The organism is Plantibacter sp. MPB07, from assembly GCF_046619465.1.
GTDB classification, from domain to species: Bacteria; Actinomycetota; Actinomycetes; order Actinomycetales; family Microbacteriaceae; genus Plantibacter; species Plantibacter auratus.
This window is the reverse complement of sequence record NZ_CP177043.1, coordinates 650,847-667,620: the sequence shown is the minus strand read 5'-3', so window position 1 is coordinate 667,620 and position 16,774 is coordinate 650,847. Positions and strand designations below refer to the sequence as shown.

Sequence of the window (16,774 nt, the reverse complement as noted above, 5' to 3'; positions counted from 1 at the left end):
GGTCAGGGTCGGCGGCCGGTGTTCCGGAGGATGCCGATGCCCGAGACCTCGACCTCGACGACCTGGCCGTCGGTGAATGGTCCGACGCCGGCCGGCGTCCCGGTCAGGATGACGTCGCCCGGGAGGAGCGTCCAGACGGCGGACGCGTACTCGACGATCGCGCCGATGGAGTGCACCATGTCGGAGAGTGGGGCGTGCTGGCGGACCTCACCGTCGACCCGGGTCTCGATCGTCGCGCCGTCGAAGGAGAACTCCGTCTCGATGTAGGGGCCGAGCGGGCAGAACGTGTCGAAGCCCTTCGCGCGGGCCCACTGGCCGTCGGACTCCTGGAGGTCGCGAGCCGTGACGTCGTTGGCGATCGTGTAGCCGAAGATGACCTCGTCGGCACGCTCCGCGCTGACGTTCTTGGCGACGCCACCGATCACGATGGCGAGTTCGCCCTCGAAGTCGATGCGCTCGGACTGCTTCGGGAAGACGACGGCGTCCCCCGGCCCGACCACGGAGGTGTTGGGCTTCAGGAAGAGCAGCGGCTCGGTGGGAGCCTCCCCACCCATCTCGGCGGCGTGGTCGTGGTAGTTCTTGCCGACGGCGACGACCTTGGAGCGAGGGATGACCGGCGCGAGCAGGACCGCATCCGCGAGCGGGACGCGCTCCCCCGTCGGTTCGAAGCCCGAGTAGAGCGGATCGCCGTCGAGGACGACGAGATCCGCATCGTCGATGATGCCGTAGCGGATGGCCTGATCGTGACTGAAGCGAGCGATTTTCACCAGGCCAGCCTATCCCGAGGTGCCCCGGCGACACGGAAGCCCCGCACGAGGTGCGGGGCTTCCCAGGCTGCTCGGAGGCTACTCGGCGTCGAGACGCGTCATCCACCCGTGGCGGTCGGGCAGGCGGCCGTACTGGATGTCGGTCAGTTCCTGGCGCAGCGACATCGTGAGTTCGCCCGCCGGAGCGTCGGCGTCGCCCACGGTGAAGTCCTTGGCCTTCAGCTGCGCGATCGGCGTGACGACCGCAGCCGTCCCGCAGGCGAACACCTCGACGATGTCGCCGCTCTCGACGCCTTCGCGCCACTCGTCGATCGTGACCCGGCGGCGCTCCACCCGGTGTCCGCGGTCCTCCGCGAGCTGCAGGATGCTGTCGCGGGTGATGCCTTCGAGGATCGAGTCCGACTCCGGCGTGACGAGCGTGCCGTCGCGCTTGACGAGGACGACGTTCATCCCGCCGAGCTCCTCGATGTAGGTCGCCTCCTGTGCGTCCAGGAAGAGCACCTGGGCGCACCCGTGCTCGTACGCCTCGGCCTGCGGGAGCAGGGAGGACGCGTAGTTGCCGCCGGTCTTCGCCGCCCCGGTGCCGCCCTTGCCCGCACGGCTGTAGTCGGTGGACAGCCAGATGGACACGGGGGTGACGCCGCCGGTGAAGTAGGCGCCGGCCGGGCTGGCGATGACGTAGTAGTTGACCTTCTTCGCCGGGCGGACGCCCAGGAAGGCCTCCTTGGCGAACATGAACGGCCGCAGGTACAGGCTGGTTTCCGGCGCCGACGGCACCCAGGAGCCGTCGACGGCGATGAGCTGCTTGATCGACTCGACGAAGTACTCGACCGGGAGCTCCGGCAGCGCGAGCCGCTTGGCCGAGCGCTGCAGGCGGCGGCCGTTCGCGTCGGGGCGGAACGACCAGATGGAGCCGTCGGCGTGACGGTACGCCTTCAGGCCCTCGAAGATCTCCTGGGCGTAGTGGAGGACGGCGGCGGCCGGGTCGAGCGAGATCGGACCGTAAGCCTGGACCCGTGGGCGGTGCCATCCACCGCGCTCGGACCAGCAGATGTCGACCATGTGGTCGGTGAAGTGCTGCCCGAAGCCCGGGTCGGCGAGGATCGCGTCGCGCTCTGCGGCGGGGACGGGCTGCTCGTTGGGGGTCACGGTGAAGGCGAGTTCGCGCTGCGCCATGGGGAGGTTGATCGTCATGATGGTGTCTTCCGTCGTGATCTGCGTGTCTGGTGGGCGTCTACCGGTTCGCCGCGAGGGCCGCGATCGCATCGCCGACCTCGGTCGTCGTGCGTGCTGCGCCGGTGCGGGCGGCGATGTCGGCGGTGACGGCAGTGGCGACTCGCGCCGCCTCCGTCTCGAGGCCGAGATGCGACAGCATCAGGGAGACGGAGAGGATGGCGGCGGTCGGGTCGGCCAGCTGCTTCCCGGCGATGTCGGGCGCCGATCCGTGGACGGGCTCGAACATGCTCGGGTACGTGCCGTCCGGGTTGATGTTTCCCGAGGCCGCGAGTCCGATGCCGCCGCTGATCGCGCCGGCCAGATCGGTGAGGATGTCGCCGAAGAGGTTGTCCGTGACGATGACGTCAAATCTAGCAGGATCCGTGACGAGGAAGATGGTGGCCGCGTCGACGTGCAGGTAGTCGACCACGACGTCGGGGAACTCCGCGGACACCGCGTCGACGACGCGCTTCCAGAGCGACCCGGCGAAGACGAGGACGTTGGTCTTGTGGACGAGGGTGAGCTTCCGCCGACGCGCGGCCGCAGCGGCGAACGCGTAGCGCACCACCCGCTCCACCCCGTAGGCGGTGTTGACCGAGACCTCGTTCGCGATCTCGTGCGGCGTGCCCTGGCGGATCGCTCCGCCGTTGCCGACGTACGGCCCCTCCGTGCCCTCACGGACCACGACGAAGTCCACGTCGCCGGGCTCGCTCAGCGGGCTCGGGACACCCGGGTACACCACGGTCGGGCGCAGATTGACGTAGTGGTCGAGGCTGAACCGGAGCTTGAGGAGCAGTCCACGCTCGATGTTCGCGTTCGCGAGCCGGGGGTCGCCGGGCACGCCGCCGACCGCTCCGAGGAGGATGGCGTCGTGCGAGGCGATCGCAGCGAGGTCCGCGTCGGTCAGTACGTCACCGGTCTCGAGGAACCGCGCGGCGCCGAGCGAGAAAGGCGTCTGCTCGAACCGGACGTCGCCACCCTGCACCGCCGCATCGAGGACCTTGAGCGCCTCGCCGACGACCTCGGGACCGATCCCGTCGCCGGGGATGACTGCGAGCTTGACGGTGCGGGACATGCGACTCCTGAGGATGCGACGACGGTGTGCGCCCAGCTTAACGCCTCCGACCTCGGGCGGATCGTGCCACCCGTCTCCGGGTGGCACGATCGACGGAGCCCTACCGGACCCGGCGAAGACCGATCGCCGCGACGAGCATGGCGGCCACGATGAGGCCGACGCCGATCCACGCTGCGACACCGACACCGCTGTCGAAGGCGTGCCGCGCGGAGTCCATGAGTGCACCCGCGAGGTCACCGGGCAGCTGCTCGGCGACGTTCGCCGCACCACCCAGGGTCTCCCCCGCCGCCTGCTGCTGAGCAGCGGTCAGTCCGTCCGGCAGGACGACCGTGGAACGGTAGGACGCGGTGAGCACGGTGCCGAGCGTCGCCGTGCCGAGCACCGCGCCCAGCTCGTAGGCGGTCTCGGAGACACCGGACGCCGCACCGGCCTTCTCCGGCGGCGCACTCGCGATCACGAGCTCGTTCGACACCGTCTCGGCGGAGCCGATGCCGAGCCCGAGCGCGACGAACGCGAGGCCGATCCCGAGGGCCGACACGTCTCCCCCGGTGATCGCGATGGAGGCGTAGCCGACGGCGGACACGACGAGTGCGATCGGGACCACGATGCCCGGACGGACCCGCTTGGAGATGGGCACGATCACGAGGCCGGCGATGATCATCACGATGAGGCCGGGAAGCAGGACGAGCCCGGCGTCGAGCGGCTGCAGGCCCAGCACCAGCTGCAGGTGCTGCGACACGAAGAACAGCCCACCGACGAGCGCCGTCACGCTCAACAGGTTGATGACCACGGCACCACTGAACGAGGCCCGCCGGAACAGGCTCAGGTCGAGCAGCGGATGCTCGAGGCGGAGCTGACGGCGGATGAACAGGACACCACTGACCACGCCGACGACCATCGAGACCACCGTGAGCAGGTCGAAGCCGGCTTCCGCCAGGTGCTTGATGCTGAACACGAGTGGCGTCATCGTCAGGAGGATGAGCAGGATGCTCGGCACGTCGATGCGTCCAGGGTTCGGGTCCTTCGACTCCGGGATGAGGAAGGGCGCGAGGACGACGAGCGGCAGGAGCACCGGGACGGCGAGCAGGAACACCGCGCCCCAGGCGAAGTGCTCGAGGATGATCCCACCGACGATCGGCCCGAGCGCGCTGCCGGCGGCGAACCCGCTGGCCCAGACGGCGATGGCGAACCGTCGCTGGTCGCGGTCGAGGAAGATGTTCCGCAGCAGCGAGAGCGTCGACGGCATGAGCATCGCACCGAAGAACCCGAGCGCCGCCCGAGCCGCGATCAGGAGCTCGGCGCTGGGCGCGAACGCCGCGGCGACGGAGACGACACCGAATCCGATGGAGCCGATGAGCAGGAGACGACGACGACCGATGCGGTCGCCGAGGCTGCCCATCGACACGAGCAGGCCGGCGAGGACCAGCGGGTAGATGTCGACGATCCAGAGCAGCTGCGTCCCGGTCGGGGTGAGCGCGCTCGAGATCGCGGGCAGCGCGAAGTTGAGGACCGTGTTGTCGACCGACACCAGCAGGACGGGGAGCATGAGGACGGCGAGCGCGAACCAGGCTCGCCGACCGGCACGGGGAGCGGCGACGGCGGTGGGTTCGGTGGCGGTGGACACGGTGACCTCTTTCAAAGCGTGGAGAACGGCGCCGGTCGGGCGCCGCCCGCTCGACTATACCGTCCAGCCGGTATAGTATCAATCCGAATCCGACGAGCCGAATACGATGGAGCCATGGCGAAGCAGACCGCAGCCCGAGAACGCGTCCTCGACGCCTTCGCCGAACTCCTCATCGAGCAGGGCGAACGCGCCGCCACCCTCGACGCCGTCGCCGCGGCGGCCGGCGTCTCCAAGGGCGGACTGCTCTACCACTTCGGCAGCAAGGAGGCCCTCGTCGACGGCCTCATCGAGCGGCTCTCGGACATGAGCGAGGCCGACACGGCGCGGATGCTCGCGGCCCCGGAGGGCGTCGTCGAGTACTTCGTGCGCACCTCAGTCGACTGCGGCACCCCGTTCGACCGGACGATCATCGCCGTCGCGCGGCTGGCGCAGGGACAGCACGCCCAGGCGAGCGACGCGATGGCGGACATCCGCCGGAGCTGGTTGCGCACGGTGGAGGACGCCGTCGGCGACCCCGACACCGCTCGTGCCATCGTGTTGATGTCCGACGGCCTCTACGCCAACACGGCGCAGCTCGGCATGGGTGTCAGCGACCCCGACGAGGGCAGCGACGAGTCGATCGAGCGGCTCCTGGCCGTCATCGCGCGACTGCTCCCCGCCGGCGGGCGCTGAGCCGCGACGCCCGCCGGGCGCACCGGAACGGCGTCGGCGCCTCGGCCTGCGGACGACGATGCCCCGCACCGGACGGCGCGGGGCATCGGGTCGGAGCAGCGGTCGGGCTACTGCTCGGTGATGTCGATCTCGCGGAGTAGTGTCGCGTCGATCGTCTCGCGGATGACCTCGAGGACGTCGTCGGCGACCGGTGAGTCGACCGTCAGGACGCTGAGCGCCGGGCCACCGGCCTCGTGACGGGCGATCTGCATGCCCGCGATGTTGATGCCCGCCTCGCCGAACCGCTGGCCGTAGACGGCAACGATGCCGGGTCGGTCGGTGTAGACCATCACGATGTGGTGCTTCGCGAACGGCACCTCGACGTCGTAGCCGTTGATCTCGACGATCTTCTCGGTCTGCTTCGTGCCCGTCAGCGTGCCCGACACCGAGATCTGCGATCCGTCGCTGAGGGCTCCGCGCAGCGTGATGACGTTGCGGTACTCCTCGCTCACCTCGTCGGTGAGCAGGCGCGCGACGACACCCCGCTGCTCGGCGAGCAGCGGGGCGTTCACGTACGAGACCGTCTCGCTGACGATGTTCGTGAAGATCCCCTTGAGCGCGGCCAGCTTCAAGACGCTGACGTCGTACCCGCTCAGCTCGCCGTGGACCTCGACGTCGACGCTCGTGAGCGACGAGGTCGACAGCGCGGCGAACACCTGCCCGAGCTTCTCGACGAGCGGGATGCCGGGACGGACGTAGGGGTCGATCACGCCGCCGGCGACGTTGACCGCGTCCGGGACGAGTTCGCCGCCGAGCGCGAGGCGCACGGACTTGGCGACCGAGACGCCGGCCTTCTCCTGTGCCTCATCCGTGGACGCACCGAGGTGCGGCGTCACGATGACGTTCTCGAGCCCGAGCAGCTTCGTGTCGGTGGGCGGCTCGCTGACGAAGACGTCGAGGCCGGCACCGGCGATGACGTTGTTGGACAGCGCCTCGTACAGCGCGTCCTCGTCGATCAGGCCGCCGCGAGCGACGTTGACGACGTAGGCCGTCGGCTTCATGAGCGCGAACTGCGGGCCGGCGATCATGCCCGTCGTCTCCGGCGTCTTCGGCATGTGGATGGTGATGAAGTCGGACTGCGCCAGCAGTTCGTCGAGCGTGACCAGCTGCACCCCGAGCTGCTGCGCACGAGCGGAAGTGATGTAGGGGTCGTACGCGATGACGTTCGTGCCGAACGCCTGCAGACGGGCCGTGATGAGGGCACCGATACGGCCGAGGCCGATGATGCCGATGGTCTTCTCATAGAGCTCGGTACCGGTGTACTTGGACCGCTTCCACTGCCCCTGGGCGAGCGCGGCGTGCGCGGCCGGGATGTGGCGGGCGAGGCTCAGGATGTGGCCGACGGTGAGCTCGGCCGCGGAGATGATGTTCGACGTGGGTGCGTTGACGACCATGACCCCGGCCGTCGTGGCGGCCTTGATGTCGACGTTGTCGAGACCGACACCCGCGCGCGCGACGACCTTCAACCGGGCGGCCGCCTGGATGGCCTCCTCGTCGACCTTGGTCGCGGATCGGACCAGGATGGCGTCGGCGTCGGCGATCGCCGCGAGCAGAGCCGGGCGGTCCGTCCCGTCGACGGAGCGCACGTCGAAGTCGGGCCCGAGGGCGTCGACGGTTGCTGGTGAGAGTTCTTCGGCGATCAGTACGACCGGTTTCGACACGGAACGGTTCCTTCGCAGTAGCAGTGGGGTGGGCAGCGCGTCGGTGTCCGGCGGCCATCGCAAGCCTATCGGAGGCGCACCGGGCGGTTCGTCGTGTGACGATGCGGCGGCCGGGTCAGACGGAGAGGTCGATCAGCTGCTGCGCGCCGAACATCGCGAGGACCGACAGCGAGATCGCCGCGACCACGCACAGGGCGACGAGGTAGCGCACGGCCTGCTCGCCGAGCGACCGCTCGCGACCGGTCCAGAAGGCGATCGCGAAGGCCACGATCGGCAGGAGCAGGCCGCCGATGAGGACGACCCAGCCGAGCGGCAGGACCGGCACGGCGAGGCCGCTCGCCGTCCCGACGATGCCGACGAGGTTGCCGACGGCTTCGAAGACGTCATAGGCGAAGAACAGGCCGAACAGGACGGCGATGGACCAGCTGAGCCAGCCGGGTCGCTCGGCGGCGGGTTTCGACACGGGGTCCGCGGTGATGGAGGGCATCAGGGTCACACTCCTCGGAGGAACGGCCAGGGCAGGATGAGCACGACACCGAGCAGGAGCATCGCGATCCTGACGACGGGTCTGCCGCCACGGGTCAACCAGAGCGTCGCGGCCATCCACACGGGTCCCGCGGCGACCGCGAGTCCCTGTCCGAGATCGAACATGAACCGGCCGACCGCATCGCTCGGGACGGCCGCGTCAGGACGGAACGCCGAGATCAGCCAACCGACGCTGTACAGCAGGAAGACCCCACCGAAGATGCCGAGGGTGACCAGCATGACCGAGCTCATCTGCTCGCGCTCTCCGGCGGCAGCCTCGCCCGTGACCCGGTCGGTCGGCTTCGCGACGTCGACCTCGACAGGAGGGGCGACCGGTTCCGCACCTGGACCGGCCGACTCCGCGGCCGGCTGGACCGCCGCGGTCGCCCGACCACGCGTGATCGGCTCCGGCGATGCGGGCTCGAACGTGGTCCGGTCGCCGGAAGCCGAGGCGTCGAGCGTCGGATCGTCGTCGCCCGCCCAGCTCAGCGCGTCTTCGTCCCGCGGCTCAGTCATACCGCCAGCCTATCGCCGCCGGGCCGACCACCGAGTGCGGCGATCCGGACGCGACGGAGCAGAATTGCCTGGTGAACCCGTTCCCGCTCCTGCAGTCCGCCCTGACCGTCGTCCTCGCGATCATGTTCATCGGCATGGGAGTCCTCCACTTCCTCCCGGGACCGGCGAGGACCATGGCCGCGATGATCCCGGGACCCCTGCGGGGCAGCACCATCACACCGCGGATGCTCGTCGCCATCACCGGTGTGTGCGAGATCGCGGGCGGCGTCGGCCTGCTCGTCCCACCCACCAGGCTCGCCGCAGTGGTCTGCCTGATCGTGTTCCTCGTCGCGGTGTTCCCGGCGAACGCCGCGGCCGCGCGGCAGCCCGAGCGGTTCGGCCGCCTCGCCGTGCCGTTCGTCCCACGGCTCATCGGTCAGCTCGTGCTGATCCTCGCCCTCGTCATCGTGGCGATCTGATCGCTCGACGGGACCTGTCGACGATCCCGTCAGTGCCGACGGATCTCAGACGGCGACGGCAGCGCGCCTGGCCGCGGCCACCGCGCGAGCGACGGTCGTCGCGTCCGTGATGTCGTAGCTCGGCGACCCTCCGCCGGGGCCGGTCTCCGTGACCCGGCCGGCACGACGACGGGCGGAGAGGTGCACCGCGTCGACACCCGCCCGCGCGAGGGCGGGGATCGCATCGATCGTGACGCCGCCACCGGCCATGATCTGCATCGAGCTGTCGCCCCTCGAGGCCATCTGCGCGAGCTTCTCCGCGCCGTCGATGCTCGCCCGCGCGCCGCCGGACGTCAGCAGACGGTCCACACCGGCGTCGCGCAGCTGGTCGGCGGACCGGACGGGGTCGGTCGTCGCGTCGACGGCCCGGTGGAACGTCACCGCGAGCGAGCCCGCAGCCTGACGCAGCTGCGCCAGCGCCTCCAGGTCGATCGTGCGATCGGACCGGAGGGCGCCGACGACGATGCCCGCAGCACCCGCGGCCTCGAGCGCGAGGATGTCGCCGGACATGACGTCGATCTCCGCGGGCGAGTAGACGAAACCGCCCTCTCGCGGACGCACGAGGACGTGCACGAAGTCGCTGAGCCCGGCTTCGTCCGCAGCGCGGACCGCCGCCATGACCAGTCCGATGGAGGGGGTGAGCCCACCGGTGCCGAGGGCCTGGCACAGCTCGACCCGCTGGGCTCCCTCGCGGATGGCGATGCGGACCCCCTCCACGTCCTGGACGGCGATCTCGACGGCGATTGGCGACTGGAGGCTCATTGGACCCATTGTTCCAGTGATCCGCTCGAGCCGAGGACGCGCACGCCGCTGCGCTACTTGTCCGTGCCCTGCGACACCGAACCCTGCAGCTGGCGCTGGAAGATCAGGTACACGATGAGCACGGGGACCACGGTGATCACGGACGCCGCGAAGAGCGCACCGAAGTCCACCGAGTACCCGGCCTGGGCGGCGAAGGACGCCATCCCCTGCGTCAGCACGTAGTTCTGCGGGTTCGAGTTGAGCGCCACCGGCAGGAGGAACTGGTTCCACAGCCCCACGAAGTTGAGGATCGCGACGGTCGCGAGCCCCGGCCTCGCCATGGGCAGCATCACCTGGAAGAAGGTCCGCCACTCCCCCGCTCCGTCGATCGCGGCCGCCTCCGCGATGGAGACCGGCAGCGACTTGAAGAACGAGAACAGGAAGAACACCGTGAACGGGAAGGCGAACGCCGCGTACGTGAGGATGAGTCCCGGGAGCGAGTTGAGCAACCCGAGGCTCTGCAGCACGAAGAACAACGGCACGATCGCGAGGAACACGGGGAACGTGAGGCCGGCGAGCATCAGGTAGTAGATGGCCCGGCTCCCGAAGAAGCGGAACCGCGCCAGCACGTACGCACACATCGAGCCGAACAGCATGGTCACGATCAGGGCGCCGAACACCACCACGATCGAGTTCAGGAAGAAGCTGCCGATACCGGCCGTCGTCCACGCGTTCACGTAGTTGTCGAAGTTCCACTTCGACGGCAGCGAGAACGGCGAGGCGAAGATCTCGGAGCTCGTCTTGAACGACGACATGACCGTCCAGAGCAGCGGGACGACGACCACGATCGACCAGATGATGAGCACCGTGTGCGATGCCGTCCCGACGACGCGGTCGCCCGTGGTCGGCTTGCGGCTGGCCGGTGTGCGCGTGCCGGTTCCGACGACCGCCGGGTTCGCGGTCGTCGCCGTGGTCTGGACGGTCATTCCGCCACCCCTTCATCGTTGCCGCCGGTGAGTCGGCTGACCAGGAAGACGACGCCCGCGAACATCAGGGTGACGAGCGCGAGCACGACCCCCATCGCGCAGGCGTAGCCGAACTGGCCCTTGGTGAACGCCGTCGTGAACAGTTGCTGCGACATCACGAGCGTCGTGTTGGACGGGCCGCCGCCGGGATTCAACGCGGCCATGTACACGAACGCGTCGAGGGCGAGGATGCCCATGTAGATGTACGCCGTCTGGATGTTGTCGCGGATCAGCGGGATCGTGATCGTGAGCGCGGTCCGCAGGCGGCCCGCGCCGTCGATCCGTGCCGCCTCGTACACTTCGGCCGGCACGCCCTTGATCGCCGCGATGAAGAGCACCGTGTAGAACCCGATGAGTCCCCAGACGATGACGAACATGGTCGCGATCATCGCCGTGTCCGGCGAACCGAGCCAGGCGAAGGAGGTGAACTGGTCGAGCCCGATGCCGGTCAGGAAGCCGTTCAGCAGCCCGGACGACGGGTCGTAGATCTGCTTCCAGATGAGGCCGATGACGATGGCCGGCACGACGTACGGGAAGAAGGTGATCACCCGGTACACGCTCGAGTTGCGGAGGCCGCGGATCGGACCGTTGCTCGGCCCGCCGATCGTGATGAGGGAGGCGAAGAGGAATGCGATCCCGAGGGTCACGAGCGGCAGGACGATCGCGAGCGCGACGCTGTTGCCCATGGACTGGAGGAAGGTCTGGTCCTGGAAGAGCTTCGTGTAGTTCGAGAACCCGACGAAGTCCATGCCCGGGGAGAACCCGGACCAGTTCGTCAACGAGTAGTACGCCGCTTGCGCGAACGGTGAGACCACGAAGACGACGTACCCCACCACCGGCACGATCAGGAAGACCAGGAAGAACGAGACCCGGTCGAACGTGAAGTCCCGGCGGCGCAACCGCCGGGCGGCGGGAGGGGTAGCCCCTCCCACCTTCCCGATCGGCGTGCCGACCGCCGTCATTTGACGGTGACCTTGTCCACGGAGTCGTCGTTACGGACCTTGTCGGAGATGTCCTGCATGCCCTTGGTGAGCGTGGCGACGTCGGAACCACCCTGCAGGAACGTGTTCCAGAGGACGAGGAGGTCCGTGTTGAGTCCGTACAGGTCGATGAAGCTCCACGAGAACACGTCGGTGCCCGCGTCGTTCAACATCTTCACCTGGGACACGAGCGCCGTCGAGCCGAAGCCGTCCTCGGGGATCGTGTCCTTGACGATCGTCGACGAGAAGGTCGTCTTGGCGAAGTTCACCGCGGCGTCGTTCGACAGCATGGCCCGCAGGAACTCCTTGCCACCGCCGACGTTCTTGCCCTGCGACGGGACGATGAACCCTTCACCGGCGGTGCTGTGCAGCGCCGAGTACGGCAGGGCTGAGTCGGCGGAGACCGTCGGCTCGGGCGCGCCGGTCATCTTGAATCCGTCCTTCGTCTGGGTCTTCATCTCGTTCTCGATCCAGCCACCCGAGGGGTAGAGGATGAAGTCCTCCGAGTTGCTCCACTGCGCCTGCGCAGCGGTGAACTGCGTTCCGGCGCCACCGGGCTTGACGTAGCCGGCGTCGATGATCGCCTTGAGACCCTTGAGCACGTCCTGGACGGCCGGCTTCGACCAGCAGTCCGCCTCGAGGTTCTCGAGCGCCAGACGGACCTCGTCGCCGCCCTCCTTGATCGCGGACGCGATCGCCATCGTCAGGTAGTAGGTGGCCGCCTCGGTGCCCCAACCGAACAGGTACTTGCCCTGCGCCTTGGCCTTCGCACCGAGATCGAGTGCCTCGGCCCAGGTCTTCGGGGGCGTCCAGCCGTTCGCCTCGAAGAGCGCTGCCGAGTACCAGACCGCGTAGACCGTCAGCACGTAGTTCAGCTGCACGAACTTGCCGTCGAAGGTGCCCGGCTCGACGACACCCGGGTAGAGGGTGTCCTTGATGACCTTGCCCTCGTAGTTCTTCGCCTCGATGACGTCCGTCAGGTCGGCGAGCTGCTCGCGGATCGTGTTGATGCCGATGAGGCCGGCGCCGCTGTTGTCGATGACGTCCGGCGGGTTGCCGGCGACGAACCGCGGCTGGAGGGTCTGCGCGATGTTCGTCGCGGCCGTGACCTTGACGGTCGAGCCTGCCTGCTGCTTCTCGACGAGCTTCCCGGCGAACTCGGTGTACTCGATGCCGTACCCGCCCTTGAAGATGACGGCGTCGACCGTCGAGTTGGCGGCCATGCCGAACGGGTTGTCGGCCGAGACCGGTCCGCCGGTGGTGGTCGCCCCGCCTCCGCCGCCGACACAGGACGCGAGCGTCCCGCCCAGCGGGAGGAGGATCGCGGTCGCGAGTGCTCCTCGCAGGAAATCGCGGCGTTGGAGCGTTGCTGGCTGCTTGTCCATCGGTCTACCTTCCAGTGATTCGAATGTTGCCCGGGTGTGGTGCTGTCGGGGTGGTGTTGTCGGGTGTGTGGTGCGGGTGTTGCGACGCCTCGGGTTCAGGCGTCACGTCTGATCCGGCCCCGGTAGCGGTCCTCGAGCACACTGTTGTGCTCGTCGCCGCCCGGGATGTTGGCCGAGATGTAGAGCGGCGGGGTCTCGCCGGTCGCCGCGATCCTCGCCGCGACGCCGATGGTGAGGAGCTGCGCGAGGTAGGCCGCTGTGATCGAGGACACCGCGCCGACCGGGACGCCGTCCTGGACCTCGATGGTCGCGTCGCCGAACGGAGCGCGGTTGTCGAGCACCACGTCGGCCACCTCGGAGAGCCGCAGCCCGCTCGGGTGCTTCGGCTCGACGCGCGAGGTGTGCTCCAGCGAGGTCACGGCGATGACGGGGTGGCCGTGCTCCTTGGCGATCAGGGCGAGTCCCACGATCGACCCGTTGACGCCGGAGTTCGACGCGATGATGAACACGTCGCCCTCCCCCACCGGTGAGATCGCGAAGAGCTCCACCGCGACGTCGCCGCTGCGCTCCAGCGCGGCACCACCGAGGTCGTCGACGGACCGTTCGCCGCGGAGGACGACGTCCCGCAGGGCGATCTTGTTCGTCGGGATCAGTCCACCGGCGCGGCCGGCGATCTCCATCGCGAACGCCTCCGAGTGGCCGGTGCCGAACGCCTGGATGACCGCTCCGCGTTCGAGGGCCGCGACCAGCAGGTCGATCGCGGGGTCGAGTTCGCCGGACCGGGCCGCCTGGGTGATGTCCGCGAGGCGCGAGGTGACCTCGTCGGTGTAGCGATCGACGTGATCGGTCCAGGTGGTGGTGGATGTGGTGCTCATTCGGTTCCTCTCAGACGCCCAGGGGCGAGGCGGTCTCGGACAGGGCTCCGGCCTTGGTGGGTCGGCGGTGCGGGGCGACCGCGAGGGCGGAGGCCGCGAGGCGCTTGGTCGTGCGCTCGAAGTTCTGCTGCGCGACGAACAGGTACAACAGATCTAGGACGAACAGCTGACCGTGCTTGGCGGAGAGGTCGTCGGGCTGCAGGAACCGTTCGTGGGCCGAGGTGATGATGGCCAGCGTCGACGCGGCGACGAGCGGGGAGTCCGGGTTGTTGCTGATCGCCACGGTGAGCGCGCCCGCGCGACCCGCCTGGCGGAGCATCTGGATGGTCTCCTCGGTGCGCCCGGTGTTGCTGATGCCCAAGGCGACCGAGTCCGGGCCCTGGATCGCCGCGCTCGTGAGGCCCGCGTGGACCTCCGACCAGGCGTGCGTGCTGATGCCGATCCGGTACAGCCTGGCCTGCATCTCGTCGGCGAGCATCGCGCTGCCGCCGACACCGTAGATGTCGACGTTCCGGGCGCGCGCGATGGCTGCGGCGATCTCGAGCATGACCTCGAGGTCGATCACGTCGGCGGTCTCCCGCAGCGTCCGGGTGTGCGCGTTGAGCAGCGTGCTCAGGACGTCCGGAGCCGAGTCGTCGGGGCCGAACGCCCGGCCGATGTCGGTCTGCCAGGAGTCGCGTGCGGTGCTGCGACCGAAGTCCTTGGCGAGGTCGACCCGGAACGGCGCGTAGCCGGTGTACCCGATGATCCGGCAGAAGCGGGTGATGGTCGCCGCTGAGACGCCCGAATCGGCTGCGAGCTCACCGATCGTGAGGGTGAGGGGCGCGTCTGGGTTCTCCAACAGGTAGTCGGCGATACGCAGCATGACCCCGGACATCTCCGGCATCCGCGACCGAATCCGGTTGGTCACGCCGGTGGCGTGCTCGACCGGTGGGTCGGTGCGGATGGAAACAGTCATGGAAATTCCTTTTCTCCTTCGTTGGAGTGACGCGAAACTGATTCTTACAGTACGTTGTGGCCCACGGCAACATGTTTCGAGATGATGACGATGATGAAAACAACTCTGGCGGTCGACGCCGGCGGCACCTCGTCCCGCGCGGTGCTCGTGGACGCCTCAGGACGTCGCCTCGGTTCCGGGCGCGCGGGCGGCGGGAATCCGACGTCGTCCGGTGTGGACAGCGCTGCCAAGCAGATCGCGCTCGCGGCTCGTGCCGCACTCGACCAGGCCAGGACGACGTCGTCCATACCGCCCCTCCCGTCCGGGTCGCTCGTGGTGATCACGCAGGCGGGGCAGGTGTCCGACGCCTACCGCCGCGCCTTGGACGCACACCTCGTACCGCTCGGACTCGGACCGGTCGTCATCGAACCGGATCTGCTCGGCATGTACGGCTCCGGCTCGGCGTCGCCGGACGGCGTCGTGCTCGTCGCGGGGACCGGGAGCGTCGCGGGACGGATCAGGGACCGTCTCGTCGTCCGGGAGGTCGGTGGTGCCGGCTGGCTCCTCGGCGATGGCGGCTCCGGATTCTGGATCGCCCGGCGCGTGATCCGCGCGGTCGCCGGCGACCTCGACGGCATCGGCCCCCGCACGGGCCTCACCCCGCTGCTCTCCCGGGCGGTCGGGTTCACTCCGGACCCGTCCTCATCCGGTGACGCGGACCACCGCCGGTCCCCGCTACTCGACACACTCATCCGGTCGGTGAACGACGGTCCCCCCATCGCCATCGCCCGCCTAGCGCCGCTCGCCTTCCAAGCCGCGGACGACGACGTCGCGCGGTCCATCCTCGACGCTGCCGTCGACCGCCTGGCGGTCCTCGTGGAACGGGTGCTGGCTCCGGATTCGGACCACAGAGAGAGCACGCTCGTCGTCGGCGGCAGCGTGCTCGTCGACGGACTCCTCCCGTCCGTCCCCTCCGCCGCGGAGCGCCTGTCATCGGCTGCCGCCGGGGCCCGACTCGTCCCGGTCGCCGACGGCCTGGTCGGAGCCGCCGCCCTGGGCATCAGGATGCTGGGCGGGGACGTCGACGACGCGACCCTCAGCCGCCTGCGCGAGGACCTGGCTGCTGGAGAGAAGCGGTGACGCGGTGATGGCGGACCGGATCGCCGTCATCGGCACCGGTGCCATGGGACTGGCGCACGTCCGCGCGCTCGCCGGACTCGGTGCAGCCGACCGGATCACTTACCTGTGCTCGGCTCGGTCGCCGAGAGCCATGCCGGAGGCACCGGCCGCACGACTCACCACCTCGGTCGACGAGGTGCTCCTGGATGCCTCCGTGGGGATCGTCGTCATCTGCACGCCGACCGACACCCATCGGGATCTCGCCGTCAGGGCGCTCCGTGCCGGCAAGCACGTCCTGCTGGAGAAACCGATCGCCCTGACGCTCGCCGACGCCAACGCGATCCTGCAGGCCGCCGACGAGTCCGGCCGGACGTTCATGGTCGCGCACGTCGTCAGGTTCTTCGGCGGGTACGAGGCGATCGACGACGCGGTGCGGGCCGGGGCTGTCGGCACACCCCTCGCCGTCACGGCCGAACGGCTGAGCTCCCCCGCCGCCCCGTCACCGTGGTGGCAGGACGAGCGACGCTCCGGCGGCCCCCTCGTCGACTTCGCGATCCACGACTTCGACCAGCTGAACCAGCTCCTCGGTCAGCCGCGATCCGTGTCAGCACGACGCACCGGCACCGGTCGCCCGATCGAGACGACGGTCGACTACGCCGACGGCGGGATCGGGCGCGTCCTCACCTCCATGGAGCTCCCGCCGGCCTTCGGATTCAGCTCGGCCATCGAGGTGCTCGGCAGCACCGGGCTCATCGCCCACCGATTCGTCGGTGCGTCCCCGACCCACGCACCGCCGCTCTCGGTCGACGCGCTGGGATCGGCCGCCGCGCACGGCTCCTACGACCTCGACGAGACCGATCCCTACCGACGACAGATGGCCTCCTTCCTCGACTGCGTGAAGCGAGACGTCCAACCGTTCCGAGTGACCGGCCGGAGTGCCCTCGCGGCCCTGACGGTCGCGTTGGCGGCGAAGGCATCGCTGGACACCGGCGTGCCCGTGCAGGTCTTCGAACCCCACGACGCCTGAACCGTCGACGCGCAGGAGGTCCGACGTCCTGACCACGCCGGCCCACCGGACAGCAGACATCCGACCTTTCGTGTTAGCCTGCCCCCGCACCGCC

The 16,774-nt window shown here is 69.1% G+C and carries 17 protein-coding genes; 4 read left to right on the top strand and 13 right to left on the bottom strand.

All coding sequences use genetic code 11. The features are described from left to right. Positions 1-2 precede the first annotated feature (2 nt). From ACLIME_RS03175 to ACLIME_RS03160, 4 genes are all read right to left on the bottom strand, one after another. Complete coding sequence (locus ACLIME_RS03175; protein ID WP_064296260.1) at positions 3-767, bottom strand: fumarylacetoacetate hydrolase family protein; 765 nt, start codon at positions 765-767, stop codon at positions 3-5. 78 nt (positions 768-845) lie between these two features. Beyond that, positions 846-1,961: a branched-chain amino acid aminotransferase gene (locus ACLIME_RS03170; protein WP_085510591.1), complete on the bottom strand. Its 1,116-nt coding sequence runs from the start codon at positions 1,959-1,961 to the stop codon at positions 846-848. 40 nt (positions 1,962-2,001) lie between these two features. After that, a complete protein-coding gene (locus tag ACLIME_RS03165) occupies positions 2,002-3,057 on the bottom strand; it encodes a 3-isopropylmalate dehydrogenase (RefSeq protein ID WP_411558177.1) in 1,056 nt (351 codons plus the stop codon). Positions 3,058-3,157: 100 nt separating this feature from the next. After that, positions 3,158-4,681 carry an MFS transporter gene (locus ACLIME_RS03160; RefSeq protein WP_240043915.1) on the bottom strand — a complete coding sequence of 508 codons (1,524 nt, stop codon included), beginning with the start codon at positions 4,679-4,681 and terminating at the stop codon, positions 3,158-3,160. Between the two features lie 114 nt (positions 4,682-4,795). On the opposite strand from ACLIME_RS03160, the gene ACLIME_RS03155 reads away from it, so the two are divergent. Further along, the gene (locus tag ACLIME_RS03155) at positions 4,796-5,353 is read left to right on the top strand and encodes a TetR/AcrR family transcriptional regulator (RefSeq protein ID WP_079705616.1); all 558 of its coding nucleotides are present in this window, start codon (positions 4,796-4,798) and stop codon (positions 5,351-5,353) included. Positions 5,354-5,460: 107 nt separating this feature from the next. Here the strand turns inward: ACLIME_RS03155 and serA are convergent, their stop codons facing one another. From serA to ACLIME_RS03140, 3 genes are all read right to left on the bottom strand, one after another. Next, positions 5,461-7,053 carry a phosphoglycerate dehydrogenase gene (gene serA, locus ACLIME_RS03150; protein ID WP_411558176.1) on the bottom strand — a complete coding sequence of 531 codons (1,593 nt, stop codon included), beginning with the start codon at positions 7,051-7,053 and terminating at the stop codon, positions 5,461-5,463. A gap of 115 nt (positions 7,054-7,168) precedes the next feature. Then, a complete protein-coding gene (locus ACLIME_RS03145) occupies positions 7,169-7,540 on the bottom strand; it encodes a bacitracin resistance protein (protein WP_411558175.1) in 372 nt (123 codons plus the stop codon). A 5-nt stretch (positions 7,541-7,545) separates the two neighbouring features. Next, positions 7,546-8,094 (bottom strand): hypothetical protein, encoded by a 549-nt coding sequence (locus ACLIME_RS03140; protein ID WP_411558174.1) that lies wholly within the window; start codon positions 8,092-8,094, stop codon positions 7,546-7,548. Between the two features lie 71 nt (positions 8,095-8,165). Here ACLIME_RS03140 and ACLIME_RS03135 point away from each other — a divergent pair, with 71 nt between their 5' ends. Next, positions 8,166-8,552 (top strand): DoxX family protein, encoded by a 387-nt coding sequence (locus ACLIME_RS03135; RefSeq protein ID WP_236555406.1) that lies wholly within the window; start codon positions 8,166-8,168, stop codon positions 8,550-8,552. Positions 8,553-8,597: 45 nt separating this feature from the next. Here ACLIME_RS03135 and ACLIME_RS03130 read toward each other — a convergent pair whose 3' ends face one another. From ACLIME_RS03130 to ACLIME_RS03105, 6 genes are all read right to left on the bottom strand, one after another. Then, a complete protein-coding gene (locus tag ACLIME_RS03130; RefSeq protein ID WP_064296255.1) occupies positions 8,598-9,353 on the bottom strand; it encodes a copper homeostasis protein CutC in 756 nt (251 codons plus the stop codon). A 53-nt stretch (positions 9,354-9,406) separates the two neighbouring features. Then, positions 9,407-10,318 (bottom strand): carbohydrate ABC transporter permease, encoded by a 912-nt coding sequence (locus ACLIME_RS03125; protein ID WP_079705611.1) that lies wholly within the window; start codon positions 10,316-10,318, stop codon positions 9,407-9,409. Further along, positions 10,315-11,319: a carbohydrate ABC transporter permease gene (locus ACLIME_RS03120; RefSeq protein ID WP_079705610.1), complete on the bottom strand. Its 1,005-nt coding sequence runs from the start codon at positions 11,317-11,319 to the stop codon at positions 10,315-10,317. The genes ACLIME_RS03125 and ACLIME_RS03120 overlap by 4 nt, the downstream gene beginning before the upstream one ends. Further along, a complete protein-coding gene (gene ngcE, locus ACLIME_RS03115; RefSeq protein ID WP_079705609.1) occupies positions 11,316-12,722 on the bottom strand; it encodes an N-acetylglucosamine/diacetylchitobiose ABC transporter substrate-binding protein in 1,407 nt (468 codons plus the stop codon). Before ngcE ends, ACLIME_RS03120 begins: the two co-directional genes overlap by 4 nt. 95 nt (positions 12,723-12,817) lie before the next feature. Continuing rightward, positions 12,818-13,597 carry a sugar isomerase domain-containing protein gene (locus ACLIME_RS03110; RefSeq protein ID WP_411558173.1) on the bottom strand — a complete coding sequence of 260 codons (780 nt, stop codon included), beginning with the start codon at positions 13,595-13,597 and terminating at the stop codon, positions 12,818-12,820. Between the two features lie 10 nt (positions 13,598-13,607). Then, positions 13,608-14,555, bottom strand: coding sequence for a MurR/RpiR family transcriptional regulator (locus ACLIME_RS03105; RefSeq protein WP_411558172.1), 948 nt, complete (start codon positions 14,553-14,555; stop codon positions 13,608-13,610). Positions 14,556-14,648: 93 nt separating this feature from the next. On the opposite strand from ACLIME_RS03105, the gene ACLIME_RS03100 reads away from it, so the two are divergent. Both ACLIME_RS03100 and ACLIME_RS03095 read left to right on the top strand, forming a co-directional pair. Next, positions 14,649-15,674 carry an N-acetylglucosamine kinase gene (locus ACLIME_RS03100; RefSeq protein ID WP_411558171.1) on the top strand — a complete coding sequence of 342 codons (1,026 nt, stop codon included), beginning with the start codon at positions 14,649-14,651 and terminating at the stop codon, positions 15,672-15,674. 7 nt (positions 15,675-15,681) lie between these two features. Beyond that, on the top strand, positions 15,682-16,680 hold the full coding sequence (locus tag ACLIME_RS03095) for a Gfo/Idh/MocA family protein (protein WP_411558170.1): 999 nt from the start codon (positions 15,682-15,684) through the stop codon (positions 16,678-16,680). The last annotated feature ends 94 nt before the right edge of the window (positions 16,681-16,774 follow it).

Excerpts from the sequence above, each read along its gene's own strand:
- ACLIME_RS03170 (WP_085510591.1), bottom strand. The coding sequence starts at position 1,961 with ATGACGATCAACCTCCCCATGGCGCAGCGCGAACTCGCCTTCACCGTG.
- ACLIME_RS03165 (WP_411558177.1), bottom strand. The coding sequence starts at position 3,057 with ATGTCCCGCACCGTCAAGCTCGCAGTCATCCCCGGCGACGGGATCGGT.
- ACLIME_RS03155 (WP_079705616.1), top strand. The coding sequence starts at position 4,796 with ATGGCGAAGCAGACCGCAGCCCGAGAACGCGTCCTCGACGCCTTCGCC.
- ACLIME_RS03145 (WP_411558175.1), bottom strand. The coding sequence starts at position 7,540 with ATGCCCTCCATCACCGCGGACCCCGTGTCGAAACCCGCCGCCGAGCGA.
- ACLIME_RS03140 (WP_411558174.1), bottom strand. The coding sequence starts at position 8,094 with ATGACTGAGCCGCGGGACGAAGACGCGCTGAGCTGGGCGGGCGACGAC.
- ACLIME_RS03130 (WP_064296255.1), bottom strand. The coding sequence starts at position 9,353 with ATGAGCCTCCAGTCGCCAATCGCCGTCGAGATCGCCGTCCAGGACGTG.
- ACLIME_RS03125 (WP_079705611.1), bottom strand. The coding sequence starts at position 10,318 with ATGACCGTCCAGACCACGGCGACGACCGCGAACCCGGCGGTCGTCGGA.
- ACLIME_RS03120 (WP_079705610.1), bottom strand. The coding sequence starts at position 11,319 with ATGACGGCGGTCGGCACGCCGATCGGGAAGGTGGGAGGGGCTACCCCT.
- ngcE (WP_079705609.1), bottom strand. The coding sequence starts at position 12,722 with ATGGACAAGCAGCCAGCAACGCTCCAACGCCGCGATTTCCTGCGAGGA.
- ACLIME_RS03110 (WP_411558173.1), bottom strand. The coding sequence starts at position 13,597 with ATGAGCACCACATCCACCACCACCTGGACCGATCACGTCGATCGCTAC.
- ACLIME_RS03105 (WP_411558172.1), bottom strand. The coding sequence starts at position 14,555 with ATGACTGTTTCCATCCGCACCGACCCACCGGTCGAGCACGCCACCGGC.
- ACLIME_RS03100 (WP_411558171.1), top strand. The coding sequence starts at position 14,649 with ATGAAAACAACTCTGGCGGTCGACGCCGGCGGCACCTCGTCCCGCGCG.
- ACLIME_RS03095 (WP_411558170.1), top strand. The coding sequence starts at position 15,682 with ATGGCGGACCGGATCGCCGTCATCGGCACCGGTGCCATGGGACTGGCG.